This window comes from Streptomyces sp. PTY087I2, assembly GCF_001687325.1.
Lineage (GTDB): Bacteria > Actinomycetota > Actinomycetes > Streptomycetales > Streptomycetaceae > Streptomyces.
Genome location: NZ_LZRD01000018.1, coordinates 19,969 through 37,708 on the forward strand (window position 1 = coordinate 19,969; position 17,740 = coordinate 37,708).

Annotated in this window: 13 protein-coding genes; 8 read left to right on the forward strand and 5 right to left on the reverse strand. The window is 71.1% G+C overall.

All coding sequences use genetic code 11. The features are described from left to right. The first annotated feature begins 2 nt into the window (after positions 1-2). Positions 3-959 (forward strand): 2-phospho-L-lactate transferase, encoded by a 957-nt coding sequence (cofD, locus tag A3Q37_RS20210; protein WP_065486649.1) that lies wholly within the window; start codon positions 3-5, stop codon positions 957-959. Next, complete coding sequence (locus A3Q37_RS20215) at positions 956-2,281, forward strand: coenzyme F420-0:L-glutamate ligase (RefSeq protein WP_369691462.1); 1,326 nt, start codon at positions 956-958, stop codon at positions 2,279-2,281. The genes cofD and A3Q37_RS20215 overlap by 4 nt, the downstream gene beginning before the upstream one ends. A gap of 356 nt (positions 2,282-2,637) precedes the next feature. On the opposite strand, the gene A3Q37_RS20220 is transcribed toward A3Q37_RS20215, so the two are convergent. The 3 genes from A3Q37_RS20220 to A3Q37_RS20230 form a co-directional block, all read right to left on the reverse strand. After that, the gene (locus A3Q37_RS20220) at positions 2,638-3,630 is read right to left on the reverse strand and encodes a DNA-3-methyladenine glycosylase (protein WP_065486651.1); all 993 of its coding nucleotides are present in this window, start codon (positions 3,628-3,630) and stop codon (positions 2,638-2,640) included. A gap of 85 nt (positions 3,631-3,715) precedes the next feature. Beyond that, a complete protein-coding gene (locus A3Q37_RS20225) occupies positions 3,716-4,807 on the reverse strand; it encodes an NDP-sugar synthase (protein ID WP_065486653.1) in 1,092 nt (363 codons plus the stop codon). Positions 4,808-4,887: 80 nt separating this feature from the next. After that, positions 4,888-6,417 carry a peptidoglycan recognition protein gene (locus A3Q37_RS20230; protein ID WP_065486655.1) on the reverse strand — a complete coding sequence of 510 codons (1,530 nt, stop codon included), beginning with the start codon at positions 6,415-6,417 and terminating at the stop codon, positions 4,888-4,890. 137 nt (positions 6,418-6,554) lie between these two features. On the opposite strand from A3Q37_RS20230, the gene A3Q37_RS20235 reads away from it, so the two are divergent. From A3Q37_RS20235 to A3Q37_RS20250, 4 genes are all read left to right on the forward strand, one after another. Beyond that, entirely contained in the window at positions 6,555-7,307 is a 753-nt protein-coding gene (locus A3Q37_RS20235) for a TIGR03089 family protein (RefSeq protein ID WP_065486657.1), read from the forward strand. A 177-nt stretch (positions 7,308-7,484) separates the two neighbouring features. Next, positions 7,485-9,053 carry an LCP family protein gene (locus tag A3Q37_RS20240; protein ID WP_065486660.1) on the forward strand — a complete coding sequence of 523 codons (1,569 nt, stop codon included), beginning with the start codon at positions 7,485-7,487 and terminating at the stop codon, positions 9,051-9,053. Positions 9,054-9,544: 491 nt separating this feature from the next. Beyond that, entirely contained in the window at positions 9,545-11,074 is a 1,530-nt protein-coding gene (locus tag A3Q37_RS20245) for an LCP family protein (RefSeq protein ID WP_065486664.1), read from the forward strand. A gap of 37 nt (positions 11,075-11,111) precedes the next feature. Beyond that, complete coding sequence (locus A3Q37_RS20250; RefSeq protein ID WP_176711470.1) at positions 11,112-12,830, forward strand: LCP family protein; 1,719 nt, start codon at positions 11,112-11,114, stop codon at positions 12,828-12,830. Between the two features lie 67 nt (positions 12,831-12,897). Here the strand turns inward: A3Q37_RS20250 and A3Q37_RS20255 are convergent, their stop codons facing one another. Then, positions 12,898-13,926 (reverse strand): glycosyltransferase family 2 protein, encoded by a 1,029-nt coding sequence (locus A3Q37_RS20255; RefSeq protein WP_065486668.1) that lies wholly within the window; start codon positions 13,924-13,926, stop codon positions 12,898-12,900. 341 nt (positions 13,927-14,267) lie between these two features. Here A3Q37_RS20255 and A3Q37_RS20260 point away from each other — a divergent pair, with 341 nt between their 5' ends. After that, the gene (locus A3Q37_RS20260) at positions 14,268-15,656 is read left to right on the forward strand and encodes an LCP family protein (RefSeq protein ID WP_065486671.1); all 1,389 of its coding nucleotides are present in this window, start codon (positions 14,268-14,270) and stop codon (positions 15,654-15,656) included. A gap of 39 nt (positions 15,657-15,695) precedes the next feature. On the opposite strand, the gene A3Q37_RS20265 is transcribed toward A3Q37_RS20260, so the two are convergent. Beyond that, entirely contained in the window at positions 15,696-16,265 is a 570-nt protein-coding gene (locus A3Q37_RS20265; protein ID WP_065486673.1) for an acyl-CoA thioesterase, read from the reverse strand. 117 nt (positions 16,266-16,382) lie between these two features. Here A3Q37_RS20265 and A3Q37_RS20270 point away from each other — a divergent pair, with 117 nt between their 5' ends. Then, positions 16,383-17,696 carry an LCP family protein gene (locus tag A3Q37_RS20270; protein ID WP_079137892.1) on the forward strand — a complete coding sequence of 438 codons (1,314 nt, stop codon included), beginning with the start codon at positions 16,383-16,385 and terminating at the stop codon, positions 17,694-17,696. The last annotated feature ends 44 nt before the right edge of the window (positions 17,697-17,740 follow it).

Genomic DNA, 17,740 nt, shown 5'->3' on the forward strand with positions numbered 1-17,740 from the left:
GCATGCGCATTGTTGTTCTGGCCGGTGGTATCGGCGGTGCCCGCTTCCTTCGCGGCCTCAAGCAGGCCGCGCCCGACGCGGACATCACGGTGATCGGCAACACGGGTGATGACATCCATCTGTTCGGGCTGAAGGTCTGTCCCGACCTCGACACCGTGATGTACACCCTCGGCGGTGGCATCAACGAGGAGCAGGGCTGGGGGCGTACCGACGAGACCTTCCGGGTCAAGGAGGAGCTCGCGGCGTACGGCGTGGGCCCCGAGTGGTTCGGGCTCGGCGACCGCGACTTCGCGACCCACATCGTCCGTACGCAGATGCTCGGCGCGGGCTACCCGCTGAGCGCGGTCACCGAGGCGCTCTGCGCCCGCTGGCAGCCGGGTGTGCGGCTGCTTCCCATGTCCGACGACCGGGTCGAGACGCATGTCGCCGTCGAGATGGACGGCGAGAGCAAGGCGATCCACTTCCAGGAGTACTGGGTGAAGCTGCGCGCCTCCGTCGAGGCGCGGGCGATCGTGCCGGTCGGGGCGGAGCAGGCCAAGCCGGCGCCGGGGGTGCTGGAGGCGATCGGCGCCGCCGATGTCATCGTCTTCCCGCCGTCGAACCCGGTGGTGTCCGTCGGCACGATCCTCGCCGTGCCCGGGATCCGCGAGGCCATCGCCGAGGCGGGGGTGCCGGTCGTCGGCCTCTCCCCCATCGTCGGGGACGCGCCCGTGCGCGGGATGGCGGACAAGGTGCTCGCCGCGGTGGGCGTCGAGTCGACGGCCTCGGCGGTGGCCCGGCACTACGGGTCGGGGCTGCTGGACGGGTGGCTGGTGGACACGGTGGACGCCGGGGCGGTCGAGGAGGTGGAGGCGGCGGGGATCCGCTGCCGGGCGGTGCCGCTGATGATGACGGACGTGGACGCGACCGCGGAGATGGCGCGGCAGGCGCTGGCGCTGGCTGAGGAGGTTCGGGCGTGAGCGGTTCGCCGGATTCCGTGCCTTCTTTTCGTGTGTGGGCCGTGGGCGGGATGCCCGAGGTACGCGACGGGGACGATCTCGCCAAGCTGATCGCCGCCGCCGAGCCCGGGCTCGTCGACGGTGACGTCCTGCTCGTCACCTCGAAGATCGTCTCCAAGGCGGAGGGCCGGATCGTCGAGGCCGCCGACCGCGAGGCCGCCATCGACGCCGAGACCGTACGGGTCGTCGCCCGGCGCGGGACGCTGCGGATCGTGGAGAACCGGCAGGGGCTGGTCATGGCCGCCGCCGGGGTCGACGCGTCCAACACTCCCGCCGGGACCGTGCTCCTGCTGCCCGAGGACCCCGACGCCTCCGCCCGGGCCATCCGGGACGGGCTGCGGGACATCCTCGGCGTGGAGGTCGGCGTCCTCGTCACGGACACCTTCGGGCGGCCCTGGCGCAACGGGCTCACCGATGTCGCCATCGGGGCGGCGGGGGTGCGGGTGCTGGACGATCTGCGCGGCGGCTCGGACGCGTACGGCAATCCGCTCAGCGCCACGGTCGTGGCCACGGCCGACGAGCTGGCCTCGGCCGGGGATCTGGTCAAGGGCAAGGCGGAGGGGCTGCCGGTGGCGGTGGTCCGGGGGCTGTCGCATGTTGTCGCCCCGGATGGCCTGGGCGACGAGCCCGGTGCTCGGGCGCTCGTGCGCAGCGCCGCCGATGACATGTTCCGGCTCGGGACGTCCGAGGCCGTGCGGGAAGCGGTGACGCTGCGGCGTACGGTGCGCGAGTTCAGCGACGAGCCGGTGGATCCGGGGGCGGTGCGGCGCGCCGTCGCGGCTGCCGTCACCGCACCCGCGCCTCATCACACGACGCCGTGGCGGTTCGTGCTGCTGGAGTCCGCCGAGTCGCGGACCCGGTTGCTCGACGCGATGCGGGAGGCGTGGATCGAGGATCTGCGGCGCGACGGGAAGAGCGAGGAGTCGATCGCCAAGCGGGTGCGGCGCGGGGATGTGCTGCGCAACGCGCCGTATCTGGTGGTGCCGTGCCTGCTGATGGACGGCTCCCATACGTACGGGGACGAGCGGCGGGACACCGCGGAGCGCGAGATGTTCGTGGTCGCGGCGGGGGCCGGGGTGCAGAACTTCCTGGTGGCGTTGGCGGGTGAGCGGCTGGGGTCGGCGTGGGTGTCCTCGACGATGTTCTGCCGGGATGTGGTGCGGGAGGTGCTTTCGCTGCCGTCGTCGTGGGATCCGTTGGGGGCGGTGGCTGTGGGGCATGGGGTGGGGGTGCCGCGGGAGCGGGGGGTTCGGGGGGCGGAGGAGTTTCTCACCGTGCGGTGAGGTTTGGGGGGGGGCGGGCGTTGGTGGGCGGGGGTGCCGCTGCGCGGGGCTTGCCCCCTACCCGCCCCTTCCCGAAACCGGGGCTCCGCCCCGGACCCGGTTTGTCCTCAAGCGCCGGACGGGCTGGAGTTTCGGGGCTCTGCCCCGGACCCCGCTCCTCAATCGCCGGAGGGACTGAGATTGCCCGGAGACGCTGGGAAACGGCGGGGCCGGGAGTAGCCGGAGGGGCTGGGGTGGCCGGAGGGGCTGAGATCGGCCGGAGACTCCGGAGAAGTGCCGGAGACTCCGGAGAAGTGCCGGAGGGGCTGAGATTGGCCGGAACGCTGGACGCGGCCCGAAGGCTCTGAGAGCAGGCTCTACAGGTTCGCGATGTTGCCCGGCTGCATCCTCGGTGCCCTGCGCGCCGGGACTCGGCCCGAGAGCAGGATCAGGCGGGTTGCTCGGTGGCGTTGGCCCTCGTACGGGGTCAGGAGGGACAGCATCTCCTCGTCGTCCGCGTCTCGGTTGTCCGCCAGGGCGTGGCCCACGATGCCGGGGAGGTGCAGGTCGCCGACCGTGACCGCGTCGGGGGCGCCGTTCGAGCGCTGGAGGGTTTCCGCCGCCGTCCAGGGGCCGATTCCGGGGATCAGCTGGAGGCGGGTCTGTGCCTCGGGCAGCGGCATCGTCGCCGCCTCCTCCAGGCGGCGGGCCACCCGTACCGCGCGCAGGATCGTCGACGAGCGTTTGGCGTCCACGTTCGCCTTGTGCCACTCCCAGGACGGGATCATCGCCCAGCCGCGCGGGTCCGGCATGACGTGCAGGCCCAGGTCGGCCGTGGGGCCGGGGGCGGGGGTGCCGAAGCGGCGGACCAGGTGGCGCCAGGCGCCGTACGCCTCGTCCGTCGTGACCTTCTGCTCCAGGATCGACGGGATCAGCGACTCCAGCACCAGGCCCGTACGCAGCAGGCGCAGGCCCGGGCGGCGGTGGCGGGTCACGGCCAGCAGGCGGTGGCGCGGGACGAACGCCTCCGGGTCGTCCTCCGCGCCCAGCAGCGCCGGCAGGCCTTCCAGCAGCCAGTCCGCGCCGGGGCCCCACGCCGCGGCCGCGATCCGGTCGCCGTGCCGCGCGATGCGCAACGTGCCGGGACCCACGGGTGTGCGCGTCGCCCGCCAGAACGTGCCGTCCCCCACCATCCGGAACGTGGGGTCCGCCGGGCCCCGGCGCAGCGGGCCCAGCACCAGGCGGAGGTCCAGGGGGCCCGGTGGGGTCCACTCCCGGGTGAGGGGTGGTGAGCCGTCGGCCGGGCGGGGGACAGCGGTCCGGTGCGGCAGCGCTGCCCGCGTCGTGCGGGGGGCGAATCGTCCTGCCACGAAGTCTCGGTGTCCCTGGGTGTTCGTCGATCCGGGAGGGCTGCTGCTCCTCCCGCGGCTCTTCGAGGGTACGGGCAGGCGGGGGCTACTGGTCCGAGGAGAAGCGGACCGAGGCGTCCGGCAGCGTCGAGCCGCACCAGATCCTGATGCCGTCGCGCAGTTCGTTGTCCGCGCCCACCTGGGCCCCGTCGCCGATCACCGCGCCCGCCAGGACCGTACGGCTGCCGATCCGCGCGCCCGCGCCGACCAGGGAGTCCGTGATGACCGCGTTCGGCTCGACGATCGCGTTCTCCAGGATCGTGGAGCCGTCCACCCTGGCGCCCGCGCCGATCATCACGCCTGCGCCGACCACCGTACCGCCGGTGAGCTTGGCGTCCGGGGCCACGGAGGCGGTCGGCAGGATCAGGCGGTCGCCGCAGCGGCCGGGGACGGCCGGGGACGGGGCGCGGCCGAGGACGAGGTCGGCGGAGCCGCGGACGAAGGCGCCGGGGGTGCCGAGGTCCAGCCAGTACGTGGAGTCGACCATGCCCTGGAGGTGGGCGCCGGAGGCGAGCAGTCCGGGGAAGGTCTCGCGTTCGACGGAGACCGGGCGGCCGGACGGGATCGTGTCCATGACCGAGCGCCGGAAGATGTACGCCCCGGCGTTGATCTGGTCGGTGACGATCTCCTCGGGCGTCTGCGGCTTCTCCAGGAAGGCCGTGACGCGGCCCGTTCCGTCCGTCGGTACGAGACCGAACGCGCGCGGGTCCTCCACCCGGGTCAGATGGAGCGAGACATCCGCCCCGGAGACGGTGTGCGAGGTGACCAGGGCCCGGATGTCGAGCCCGGTCAGGATGTCGCCGTTGAAGATCAGGACCGGTTCGTCCGGCCCCGAGGACAGCTTCGGCGCGACGTTGCGGATGGCTCCGCCGGTGCCGAGCGGCTCCTCCTCGGTGACGTACTCGATGTGCAGACCGAGCGAGGAGCCGTCGCCGAAGTACGGCTCGAAGACCTCGGCCAGGTAGGACGTGGCGAGCACGATGTGCTCCACCCCGGCCGCCCTGGCCCGCGCCAGCTGGTGGGTGAGGAAGGGGACCCCCGCCGCCGGGACCATCGGCTTCGGGGTGTGCACCGTGAGCGGACGCAGCCGGGTGCCCTTGCCCCCGACCAGGAGGATCGCTTCTTTTGCCTCTGTCACAGCACCGTCTCTGCTTCCTGCTGGGGCTTGGCCTGGTTGGTGACTGGTCAGTTAAGCAGACCGGTCGAGCCCCGTTCCGGTCAGCGGCCCTGCAATTTGGCGGAGCTGGTCCGGGCCGTGCCGAGCTTCTTGTAGAGACGCGCTCCGGGGCATTCGGTTGCGAAGCCGTCCCGATGGCCCGAGATGACGTTCATTTTGACCTGTGTGCCCGCCTTGTACTTGTTGCTCCCGCCGGAGACGAGGGTCACCTTCCCCTTGGGGTTGGCGCCGAACAGGCCCAGCTTCCAGGCGGTGAGCTTGGAGACGGCGGTCACCGCGGCGGCGGGCGGGTTGGTGGAGGAGTAGGTGCCGAGGACCGCGACGCCCATGGTGTTGGTGTTGAAGCCCAGGGTGTGCGCTCCGAGGACCGCCTTCGCGACGCCTCCGGCCCGGCCCTCGTAGATGTTTCCGCACTTGTCGACGGCGAAGTTGTAGCCGAAGTCGCGCCAGCCGCTGCTCTTGACGTGGTAGCGGTAGATGCTGCGGAGCACCGAGGGCGCCTGGCTGCACGTGTAGTTGTTCCCGGTCGCGCTGTGGTGCACGAAGGCCGCCTTGACGGTCTTCGTGTACGCGAAGTTCCGCTCGCGGAGCGACTCGTCCGCGCCCCAGCCCTTACGGGTGATGATCTTCGGCCGGGGTCCGATGTACGGCTTCGCTCCGGCCGCGACGATCGCCGCCTCCTCCTCCGTCTCCGCCTTGGTCAGCGCGGGGATGACGGTCGCGCCGAGCGGCGCGAGGTCCGCGTTGACGGCCGAGGTGGCGGCGGACTCGGCGGTGAGCGCCTCCGGCACGACCGCCGGGGTCGTGGTGGGCGGGGGCGGGTTGACGGCGAACGTCGCCGTGGGCGCGGTCCGGCTGACGGGGGCGGCCCGGGCGGGCTCGGGGGCCGTTTCGGGGGCCGGTTCCGCTGCGGGGGCGGGGTCCTCGCCGGGGTCGACGAGTTCGAGGCGCAGCCCTTCGGGGAGCGGCGCGGCCTTGGACCGGCCCTGCGGATCGGCCGCCTCCGGCCGTACGCGTACCTCCACGCCGTCCGAGTCGCCGACCCAGAGCGGGGCGGTCGCGCCGCGCACGGGGCCGGACGACCGCTCGTCACTGCCGAGGTCGGCGGCGTGTTCGGCGTTGTGGGTCTCGACGTCCTGCCAGCCCGACCAGCTCTCGCCGCCGGTCGCCCGGGTACGGACCTGGACCGTGCCGTGCAGTTCGGCCTCCGCGTCCTCCCAGACCACCCCCACCAACGAGAACGGGCGGGCGTCCCGCTGGGCCAGGCCCTGGCCCGCCGCAGCGCCCGCGTCCGCGACCCGGTCGGACGGGGCGGGGAGCGGTTCCAGGGGCAGGGACTGCGTCGAGCCCGCGGCCTCGCCGGCCGCACGGGATTCGGCCTCGGGGAGTCCGGCGGCCCGCACCGACGGCGGGCCCGCCCCCGGTGATCGGGGGGACGATTCGGGGGACAGGGAAGGCGGCCCGGCCGAGGCGGAGTGCGGGAGCGGGGCGGACAGGGCGGGGGCGGCGAGCGGCAGAGTGAGGGCCGCCGCGCAGGTGACGCCGACTGAGATGACCAATAGTGCACGCATACGAAAGATCCTGAACATACGGCGACGACTCCGGCTACCCGGACATCGACCCCTTCATGACGCACCGTCTGCCGAACCGGTGTACGTGACACCCGTTCAGCCCGCCCGGCACCGCGTCCCCGCGTACGCTTGCGCGGATGAACTCCAGCGACCGCACCCCCGCCGACCTGCTGCGATCCGCCCTCTCCGCGGACCCGGCCCGCCCCCTGGTCACCTTCTACGACGACGCCACCGGAGAACGCGTCGAACTGTCGGTGGCCACCTTCGCCAATTGGGTGGCCAAGACCGCCAATCTGCTCCAGGGCGACCTGGCCGCGGAGCCCGGCGACCGGCTCGCCCTGCTGCTGCCCGCGCACTGGCAGTCCGCGGTCTGGCTGCTCGCCTGTTCCTCCGTCGGGGTCGTCGCCGACGTCCAGGGCGACCCGGCCGCCGCCGACCTCGTCGTGACCGGCCCGGACACCCTGGAGCGGGCACGGGCCTGCCGGGGCGAGCGCGTCGCGCTGGCTCTGCGTCCGCTGGGTGGCCGGTTCCCGCAGGCGCCGGAGGGGTTCGCGGACTACGCGGTGGAGGTGCCGAGCCAGGGCGACCGCTTCGCGCCCTTCGCTCCCGTGGACGCCGACGCCCCCGCGCTGGCCGTGGGCGGGGTCGAGCTGACGGGTGCGCAGCTCGTCGCCCGGGCCCGCGAGGACGCCGGCACCCTCGGCCTCGTACCGGGGTCCCGGCTGCTCACCGGGCGTACGTACGACACCTGGGAAGGGCTGAGCGCCGGGCTCTTCGCGCCCCTGGCGGCGGGCGGGTCCGTGGTGCTGTGCCGCCATCTCGGGCAGCTCGACGCGGACGGTCTTGCCAAGCGGGTCGAGAGCGAGCGGGTCACCAACACCGCGGTATGACAAGCGCGCTGAGGTCCACTCGTCCGGCCCACAGCGGGCCGAGTCCTCGGTGATCGGCACCGGAGCGGGTAGATGATCGGGCGGTACAGACCACTCTCCTGGCCGTGCACAACCAAGCGCGAGTTTCAGCCGTCTACTCCTGCGACCGGCGGCCCCTCGCGCCGCCGAACGTGAAGGATGGACGCAGACGTGACCGACAGCGCTGGCCCGCCGTCCGACCCGGACCGCCCGGCCGAGGACGCAGCCTCCGAGCCCGAGGACGGGACCCCGCAGGAGGAGGGCCCGGTCACCGCGGAGACCGACGGGGCCGGTAAGTCCGGTACGGCCGAGGGGGCCGGTTCGGCCGGCGAGGCCACGGAGACCGGTAAAGCCGGTAAGTCCGGCGGCGCCGAGGGCAGCCCTGCCGAGGCCGAGGCCGAAAAGCCCGGTAAGCCCGGTAAGCCCGGTGAGCATGGTGAGCCTGAGGGAACCGGCGGCGCCGCTCCCGGCAAGGCCGACAGCGAACCGGCCGAGCCCGAGGACGGGGCCCCGCAGCCCTCCCCCAAGCCCCCGGCCGGCACCCCCGGTGTGCAGACCTGGGCCGATCAGCCCAAGGACGGCATCCTCCTCGCCCGCAAGAGCCACTGGCTGCGCTGGACCGCGCTCGCCGCCTCGTTCCTCGTGCTGGTCGCCGCCGGGGTCGGCTGGTGGATGTACAAGAAGCTCGACGGGAACATCACCACCGACACCAGCGCCGCCGCCGAACTCAAGGCGTACGAGAAGGAGCGGCCGACCCCGGTCGTCATGGACGCCCAGAACATCCTGCTCATCGGGTCCGACAGCCGGGCCGGGGACAATCGCAAGTACGGGCGGGACGACGGCGGCAGCCAGCGTTCCGACACCACGATCCTGCTGCACCTCGCGGCGGACCGGAAGAGCGCGACGGCCGTGTCGATCCCCCGCGACCTGATGGTGGAGGTCCCCGGCTGCCGCACCGCGGACGACAAGAAGACGCGGGAGCAGTTCACCCAGTTCAACGCGGCGTTCGAGCTCGGCGGCACCGCCTGCACGATCCGGACCGTGGAGCGGATGACCGGCATCCGTATCGATCACCACATGGTCGTCGACTTCAACGGCTTCAAGGACATGGTCGACGCCGTCGACGGGGTCGAGATCTGCCTCAAGGAGCCGATCGACGACAAGGACGCGCACCTGGAGCTCCCGGCGGGCCGGCAGAAGCTGAACGGTGAGCAGGCCCTCGGTTACGTACGGGCGCGCAAGTCCCTCGGCAACGGCAGCGACACCGAACGTATGGAGCGCCAGCAGCAGTTCCTCGGGGCTCTCGTCAACAAGATGCAGAGCAACGGCGTCCTGCTCAACCCGACGCGGCTCTACCCGGTGCTGGACGCGGCGACCAAGTCGCTGACCACCGACCCGGGGCTTGACTCGCTGCGCGACCTGTACGACCTGGTGCGCGGGATGCGCGACGTACCGACCGAGCAGGTGCAGTTCCTGACCGTGCCCCGGCAGCCGTACCGTAACGACCCCAACCGGGACGAACTCGTCGAACCGGACGCAGGGGACCTGTTCAAGCAGCTCCGCGAGGACAAGCCCGTCGCCGTGGTCCCGGCCGATGAACTCGAAGAGGCGGAACGGGACCGGGAAAGTGGACGGGACGGAAAGCCGGACGACGCCGGATCCGAAAGCCCGACGCCCACACCCACCTATTCGGGTTCGAGCGCGGCGGACGACCTGTGCAAGCAGTAAAGCAATTGCCAAGACACAGAACATAATCGGCGCGTAATGGGAAGTATGCCCGGTTGTAAGGGGGGTGGAATGTGTCACGCACGTCGCTCGACCTGGAATCGGCCGGATAGTGTGACGCGATCCGGTGCTTCCGGCCGTCAGGTCGTGCACTGCTGGAGCGAAGGAACGAGCGCCTTGCCGGGGGAGGGCGCCTCGCGTGGCACCGACGGAGGACGCAGGCAACCGTGGACGCGCACAGTCGTGGACGGGCGGACGATATCGACCCCGCCGACCAGTGGGTACTGAACCCGCACACCGGTAATTACGAATTGCGACTGGACCACTCCGCTGGGGAGTCGACCGGCTCCGCGCATACGGCGAGCAGTTCCGCGCTTACGGCGACGGCCGAGGAAACCGGTCGCCGCGGGGAGTCCCGGACCGGTTCCCGCGAAAGTTCGGGTCGCCGCGCGGCCGGTTCGCGCGGGGGCGCCACGGACACGTCGCGCCGCGAGGTGCCGGGCCAGCGCAGCCACCGCGGCTCCCAGGGGGGCCGTGGCGCCGCCGAGCCCCCCGCCTCCGGACGCCGGAAGCGCAAGCCCCAGAAGTCACGCAAGAAGAAGGCCCTATTGTGGACGGGCGGCGTGATGGCGTTCGTCGTGGTGGGCACCTCGATCGGCGCGTACGCCCTGTACCAGAAGCTCAACGGGAACATCGACTCCATCGACGTGGGCGACGCGGGCAGCAAGAACGTCGTCAGCGACGGCCCGATGAACATCCTGATCATCGGCACCGACAAGCGCACCGGCAAGGGCAACGAGGGCTACGGCGACAAGGGCAGCGAGGGCCACGCCGACACCAACATCCTCTTCCACGTCTCCGAGGACCGGACCAACGCGACGGCGATGAGCATCCCGCGCGACCTGGTGACCGACATCCCCGAGTGCGAGACGAAGCAGTCGGACGGCACCTCCACCACCATCCCCGGCACCCCGAACGAACGCTTCAACACCAGCCTCGGCCAGCACGGCCGCGACCCCGGCTGCACCATGAAGACGGTCGAGAACATCACCGGCCTCAAGCCGGACCACTTCATGATGGTCGACTTCAACGCGGTCAAGGAGCTGACCACCGCGGTCGGCGGCGTCGAGGTCTGCATGGCCAAGCCGGTCGACGACCCGAAGTCGCATCTGGTGCTGCCGCAGGGCAAGTCGACGGTGCAGGGCGAGAAGGCGCTGGCCCTGCTGCGTACGCGCGACAGCTTCGGCAACCGGAGCGACCTCGACCGGATCAAGGTGCAGCAGCAGTTCCTCGGCTCGATGATCCGCGAGATGAAGTCGAGCGACACCCTGACCAACCCGAAGAAGCTGTACAAGCTGGCCGACGCCGCCACCAACGCCCTGACCGTCGACTCGGCCATCGCCGACGCGAAGAAGCTGATGACGCTCGCCCAGGAGATCTCCAAGGTCGACACGAAGAACATCACCTTCCTCACGATGCCGGTCATCGACAACCCGGCCGAGCCGAAGCCCGTCACCGTGGTCGTGGACCCGACCAAGGGTGAACAGCTCTTCGCGATGATGCGCTCCGACACCTCGCTGACCGAGGTGAAGCAGCAGGAGAAGGCCGCCAAGAGCAAGCAGGCGGCCCTGCTCAAGGGCCCGAAGGCCGATCCCGCCGACGTACGCGTGGACGTCCTCAACGGCGGCGAGATCTCCGGCGCGGCGGGCGCGACCGTCACCTGGCTCCAGAACGAGCAGGGGGTGCTGAAGTCCACCAACAAGGCCAACGCACCCGAGAAGATCAAGAAGACGACGCTGGAGTACGCCCCCAACCAGGCCGATCAGGCCCGGGCTCTCGCCGAGATGATGGGGCTTCCCGCGACGGCCATGAAGAAGGGCACCGCCGACGCCGAAGGGCTTGAGGCGATGGTGCTGACACTGGGGGCGGACTTCAAGGGCGCGGGCCAGCTCATCACCGGTCCGGCGAAGGCTCCGGAAGGCGTCGAGCAAGCGAGCGCCGACAAGGCGGTATGCGCCAAGTGACATCGGGTCACCGCGCCACAGCGGAAATCTGAACAGCATGGGGGGTCCGGTGGGACGGAGCAGCATGCCCGGGGAGGAGACGCGATCACGCGTCCGCCGCGCCGATCGTCGCGGCGGGGACGAGGCTCGGGGAGACAGCCGAGACGCGAAGAGCGGCGGCGGGCCCGGAAGCGGCGACGCGGCCGCGAGCGGTGAGCGCGGCCGTCGGGCCGAGGGCCACCGGCGCGGTCCCGCGGGCGGCACCCGGGGGCGCAGCAGCCGCCGCGCGCCCAAGAGCGGCAAGCGGCGCGTCCTGCGCTGGAGCGCCTCCGTGCTCGCGGTGCTCATACTCGGCACCGGCGGCGCCGGTTACCTCTACTACGAGTACCTCAACAGCAACATCAAGAAAGAGGATCTGACCCTCGGCGACAAGCAGATGGCCGATCACAAGGCCAACGCCGCCGGGCAGACCCCGCTCAACATCCTGCTCATCGGTTCCGACGCCCGGGACTCCGAGGCCAACCAGAAGCTGGGCGGTGCGAAGGAGACCTTCGGCGCACCCCCGCTCGCCGATGTGCAGATGCTGCTCCACCTCTCCGCGGACCGCAGCAATCTGTCCGTCGTCAGCATGCCGCGCGACACCATGCTGAAGATGCCCAAGTGCACGGCCCCGGACGGCACGGTCTACCCGGCCAGCACCCGCGACGTACAGACCAACGAGAGCCTGGGGCGCGGCGGCCCGGGGTGCACGGTCGCCACCTGGTACGAACTGACCGGCATCCGGATCGACCACTTCATGATGATCGACTTCGCGGGTGTGGTGTCGATGGCCGACGCCATCGGCGGCGTCCCGGTCTGTGTCGACGCCAACATCCACTCGCGCAGCGCCGACGGCAAGGGCTCCGGGCTGAAGCTGGAGAAGGGCACCACGTACGTCCAGGGCGAGCAGGCCCTCCAGTGGCTGCGCACCCGGTACGGCTTCGAGGACAACACCGACCTGGGGCGGGCCAAGGCCCAGCACCAGTACATGAACGCGATGGTGCGTCAGCTGCGCAAGGGCACCAAGCTCACCGACCCTGCGAAGCTGATGAACCTCGCCGAGGCGGCCACGAAGGCGCTGACGGTCGACAAGGGCCTGGACACGGTCAAGAAGCTCTACGACCTGGCCGAGGAGTTCAAGAAGGTCCCGACGAAGCGCATCACGATGTCGACCATGCCGAACGTGTACGGCACCGGCGTCAACAGCGGCCGCGTGTACCCGAAGGCGGGCGACGCCGAGCAGCTGTTCCGGATGGTGCGGGACGACGTACCGCTGGACGGCAAGGCCTCCAAGCGGAAGAAGCCGGCGGAGCCCAAGGACCCGTCCGCGCCGGTCGGCGAGATCGCCGTGTCGGTACGGAACGGAACCGCCACCGACGCGCTCGGACCGGCGTCGGGGCGTGCCGGTCAGGTGGCGGACCAGCTGAAGAACGCGGGCTTCGGGCGGACCACCGTCAACTCGGCCGATGTGACCGGGGCGGCGCGGACCGGGATCCTGTATCCGAGCGCGGACCTGGAGGGCGACGCGCAGGCGGTCGCCAAGGCGCTCGGGGTTCCGCTGTCGCAGGTGAAGCGGTCCACGGACGTGTCGGGGATCTCGCTCGCGGTGGGCGCGGACTGGCGCGAGGACGGGGCCTATCCGGTGTCCAAGGGCACGGAGAAGACCCCGGAGTCGGCGGGCGCCCTCAACGGCGAGGAAGAGGCCTGCATGAAGGTCAACCCGAACTACACCTGGTGACGCCGTAGCGGCATGTTCGAGACGTACGAAGGGCCCCGAGCGTCGGGGCCCTTCGTACGTCGTCGGCTCAGACGGTCTCGCTGCTGCCCGTCATCGCCGGGCGGCGGCTCGCGATGACCCGCTTGGCCAGGGACCGGGGGCTGGTGAGGAAGCCGAAGCCCCAGCTCATGTGCATGGTCGCCAGGGCCACCGGGATCTGGACGCGGGCCTTGAGCGAGAGGCCCTTGCCCGCGGGCAGCGAGCCGGCGACGATCGCGGCGACGTAACCGCCGGGGACGAGCAGCGCCCACGGGGTGACGGCCGCGCCGAGCACCAGGCCCGCCGCGATGGCGACGACGGCGGTCGGCGGGGCCAGGTAGCGCAGGTTGATCGAGCCGGCGTGGTAGCGGGCGACGACGTGGCGCCAGCGGCCGTAGTCCTTGTACTGCTTGGCGAGCGCCTTCACGGTGGGGCGCGGGCGGTACTGGACCTTCAGCTCGGGCGAGAACCAGATCAGCCCGCCGGCCTCGCGGATGCGGAAGTTCAGCTCCCAGTCCTGGGCGCGGATGAACTCGACGTTGTAGCCCTCGGCCCGCTCCAGGGCCTCGCGGCGGAAGACGCCCAGGTAGACGGTCTCGGCCGGGCCCGCCTGGCCGCCGGTGTGGAAGGCCGCGTTGCCGACGCCGATCTTCGAGGTCATCGCGGCGGCGACGGCGTCCTCCCAGGCGTTCTCGCCCTCGGCGTGCATGATGCCGCCGACGTTCTGCGCGCCGGTCTCCTCCAGGAGGCGGACGGCGGTCGCGATGTAGTTCGGGGAGAGCATGCCGTGGCCGTCGACCCGGACGACGATCGGGTGGCGGGAGGCCTTGATCGCCGCGTTGAGGGCGGCGGGGGTGCGGCCGGTGGGGTTGGGCACGGTGTGGACGCGGGGGTCCTCGGCGACCAGCTCGGCGGCGATCTCGTCCGTCCGGTCGGCGGAGGGGCCGAGCGCGATCACGACCTCCATCTCACCGGGGTACTCCTGCTCCAGGATGTGCCGGACCGAGTTCCTGAGATGGCGTTCCTCGTTGAGCACCGGCATGATCACGGAGACGGCGGGGTACTGCGCGGCAGACATGTGGTCCTCGGGGGGTCCTCGGGGGCGCCGGGGGTTGCGTACCCCAGGAGGCGGCTCGGTTTTCGGCCGCCACGTTACCGCGAATGGGGGACACCGGTGCGCGCCGCCGGGTCGCGGGCGGGGGCGGTGGTCGTATGGGCCTACCGTGCGATGGTCCCCTTGCACCGCAGAGGTGTCTCCCTTGCACCCCGGAGGTGTCTCCCCCCGTGCCCGTACCGCAACGACCGCAACGCCCCGCGCAGCGCCCGCCGCACGCCCGCACCACTCCCCCGCGACGCCGTCCGCCGCAGGGCACCCGGCCGGTCCGGTCCCGGAAGCAGGACGAGCGGCCGCGCTGGGGCATGCGGGTGGCCACCGGGCTCTCGGTGCTGGTGCTGGGGGCGGGTGGGATCGGTCACGCCGTGGTGAGCAGCCTGGAGGGCGGGATCGGCCGGGTCGATCCGTTCCGGGACATGAAGAACCGCCCCTCGGGGGGCCACGGCACGAATCTGCTGCTCGTCGGCACGGACGGCCGGGACACGATCACCAAGGCCGAGAAGAAGAAGTACCGGCTGGGCGGCGCGCCCTGCCACTGCACCGACACGATCATGCTGGTCCATCTGTCGGCCGACCGGCAGCGGGCGAGCGTGGTCAGCCTCCCCCGGGACAGTTACGCCGAGATGCCCGCGCACACCGACCGCACCACGGGCAAGCACCACGGGAGCCACCCGGTGAAGCTGAACGCCGCGTACGCGGAGGGCGGGCCGACGCTGACCGTGCGGACCGTCGAGAACATGACCGGGATCAAGGTCGACCACTATCTGGAGGTCGACTTCACCAGCTTCATGAAGACGGTGGACGCGGTGGGCGGGGTGAAGATCTGCACGGCCCGCCCGATGAAGGACTCGTACACCGGTCTGAACCTGCCCGCGGGCACACATGAGCTGGACGGCGGCCAGGCGCTCCAGTACGTACGGTCACGCCATGTGGACGTGGCCGCCGACCTGGGCCGGATGGAGCGCCAGCAGAAGTTCATGGCGGCGCTGATCAAGCAGGCGACGAGCAGCGGGGTGCTGCTGAACCCGGTGAAGTTCCAGCAGGTCTCCACCTCGGTGCTCGGTTCGGTCCGGGCCGACAAGGGCTTCGGTACGGAGGAGATGCTGGCGCTCGGCAAGGCGATGAAGGACTTCGGGCCGGCGTCGTCGGAGTTCGCGTCCGTGCCGATCGGCAACCCCAGCTTCCCGGTCAAGGGCATCGGCTCGACGGTGCAGTGGGACGCGGAGAAGGCGAAGAAGCTGTTCCAGGCCCTGCGCGAGGACAAGCCGCTGGCCCCGGCGAAGCCGAAGCCGAAGCCCGCGGCGGGACCGCAGCAGCAGCCCGCGAAGCTGGTCGACGTGGCGCCGAAGGACGTGCGGGTGCAGGTCTACAACGGGACCCCGAAGGACGGCCTGGGCCGGACCGTCGACGAGGCGCTGCGCGCGACCGGGTTCACCACGACGGAGGCCCCGCTCAACGGGGAGGTACGGGAGCTGAAGCGGACGCTCGTGGAGTACGACCCGCGCTGGGACCGGTCGGCGAAGTCCCTGGCCACGGCGCTGCCCGGCAGCGAGCTGAAGGCGGTGAAGGGCCAGGGGCCGCAGATGAGGGTGACGGTGGGCGCGGACTTCACGAAGGTGCAGCGGGTGAAGGCGGAGACCCGGCAGACGGGCGAGTTCGCGACGGTGACGGGCGACGAGGTGGTGTGCCCGTAGGGGCGGTTGCCGGGCCTGTTGTCAGGCCCGCCCCCGGCCTCAGTCGTCGAATCCCTCGGCGGCGCGCTTCTCGCGCAGGTCCTTGATCGCGCGGCGGCGGGCGAGCCGGTGGGTGCGCCGGATCTGTGCCTCCTGGTAGCGCCGGTTGTCGCGCTCGGTCTCGGGGATCACCGGCGGTACGCGGCGCGGCTTGCCGTCCCCGTCGACGGCGGCGAAGACCAGATAGGCGCTGCCGACCTGCTGGGCGGGGGTGGACTCGTTCCAGCGTTCGGCCATGACGCGGACGCCGACCTCCATGGAGGACCGGCCGGTCCAGTTGACCTGGGCCTTCACATGGACGAGGTCACCGACGCGGACGGGCTCCAGGAAGACCATCTCGTCCATCGACGCGGTCACGGCGGGCCCACCGGAGTGCCGGCCGGCCACCGCGCCGGCGGCGTCGTCGACCAGTTTCATGATCACGCCACCGTGCACCGTGCCGAGGAGGTTGGTGTCGCTGCCGGTCATGATGTGGCTGAGAGTGGTCCGGGACGCCGCGGTCGGCTTGCCCGGAATCTCGCCCTCCGAGCGGTTGGCCGGATCTGTTACGCCAGTGGCCTGATCTGTCATACCGTCCACCTTATGCGGGGTCCGCGATCCCGCAGAATGCATCAGGTTCGCAACAGCCCTGGTGCGATTTCCCTTACACCCTGTAATAGCCCCGGGCCGGGACGGCACACTGTTCGGATGAACGATTGGCCCGATCGACGGACCGGCGACCGCAGCGAACGCTACGGGCGGGGCAGCGCCAGCGCCCAGCCCGAGAGCGCGCGGGCGATGCCGCACATCCAGCGCCGCCCGGCCCAGCCCCGTACACCCCAGCGGCCGCAGGTACCGCCGCAGAGCCAGGGGTACGACGACCGCTACCAGGACGGCGGCTACGGCAACGGCCCCGAGCCCGGGTACGACAGCGGCTACAACACGGGCCAGGTCTACGGATCGGGCAGCGGCGGCTCCGACGGCCGGGGCGGCGGTGGCCGTCGCGGCGGCGGTGACGGAGGTTACGTCCAGGGCCGCCCGGCTCCGGACTGGCGCCGCCGGATCAAGCTCGGCGCGCTGACCCTGGTGGTCGTGCTGCTCGTGGTGTCGATCTCGACGTACTTCTGGGCCGACTCGAAGCTGAAGCGCGAGGTGGACCTCGCCAAGGTCATCGACCGGCCGGAGTCCGGCGACGGCACGAACTATCTGATCGTCGGGTCCGACAGCCGCGAGGGCATGTCGGACGAGGAGAAGAAGCGGCTGCGCACCGGTTCCGCCGAGGGCAAGCGCACCGACTCGATGATGATCCTGCACGACGGCTCCAGCGGCCCGACGCTGATCTCGCTGCCGCGCGACTCGAACGTCGAGATTCCGACGTTCAAGGGCTCGGAGTCCGGGAAGACGTTCCAGGGCACCGGCCGACAGGTGAAGCTGAACGCCGCGTACGCCGAGGACGGCCCCGAACTCCTCGTCCGTACGGTCGAGTTCAACACGGGCCTGCGCATCGACCACTACGTGGAGATCGGCTTCGGCGGCTTCGCGAAGATCGTGGACGCGATCGGCGGGGTCGAGCTGGACATCCCGAAGGCGTTCAAGGACAAGAAGTCCGGTGCCGACTTCCAGGCCGGGAAGCAGACGCTGAACGGCGAGCAGTCCCTCGCCTTCGTCCGTACGCGCTACGCGTTCCCGAACAGCGACCTGGACCGTACGAAGAACCAGCAGAAGTTCCTGGCGGCGCTGGCGAGCCAGACGGCGACCCCGTCGACGATCATCAACCCGTTCAAGCTGTACCCGACGATGGGCGCGGGCCTGGACACGCTGATCGTGGACAAGGACATGTCGCTCTGGTCGCTGGGCAACATGTTCTTCGCGATGAAGGGCGTCACGGGCGGCGACGGTACGTCGCTGAACATGCCGATCTCGGGCAGCGTCGGCGGGAACCTGGTCTGGGACAAGGCGAAGGTGAAGCAGTTGGTACAGCAGCTGAACAACGACGAGAAGGTCACGGTCAAGGGCAACTGAGGCCCCTCACAAGGTTGTTGCGAGGGGCTTGGGGAACATCACCC

Coding starts and splice junctions, on each gene's coding strand:
- cofD (WP_065486649.1), top strand. CDS start 3: ATGCGCATTGTTGTTCTGGCCGGTGGTATCGGCGGTGCCCGCTTCCTT.
- A3Q37_RS20230 (WP_065486655.1), bottom strand. CDS start 6,417: ATGCGTGCACTATTGGTCATCTCAGTCGGCGTCACCTGCGCGGCGGCC.
- A3Q37_RS20235 (WP_065486657.1), top strand. CDS start 6,555: ATGAACTCCAGCGACCGCACCCCCGCCGACCTGCTGCGATCCGCCCTC.
- A3Q37_RS20240 (WP_065486660.1), top strand. CDS start 7,485: ATGGACGCAGACGTGACCGACAGCGCTGGCCCGCCGTCCGACCCGGAC.
- A3Q37_RS20250 (WP_176711470.1), top strand. CDS start 11,112: ATGGGGGGTCCGGTGGGACGGAGCAGCATGCCCGGGGAGGAGACGCGA.
- A3Q37_RS20255 (WP_065486668.1), bottom strand. CDS start 13,926: ATGTCTGCCGCGCAGTACCCCGCCGTCTCCGTGATCATGCCGGTGCTC.
- A3Q37_RS20260 (WP_065486671.1), top strand. CDS start 14,268: ATGCGGGTGGCCACCGGGCTCTCGGTGCTGGTGCTGGGGGCGGGTGGG.
- A3Q37_RS20265 (WP_065486673.1), bottom strand. CDS start 16,265: ATGACAGATCAGGCCACTGGCGTAACAGATCCGGCCAACCGCTCGGAG.
- A3Q37_RS20270 (WP_079137892.1), top strand. CDS start 16,383: ATGAACGATTGGCCCGATCGACGGACCGGCGACCGCAGCGAACGCTAC.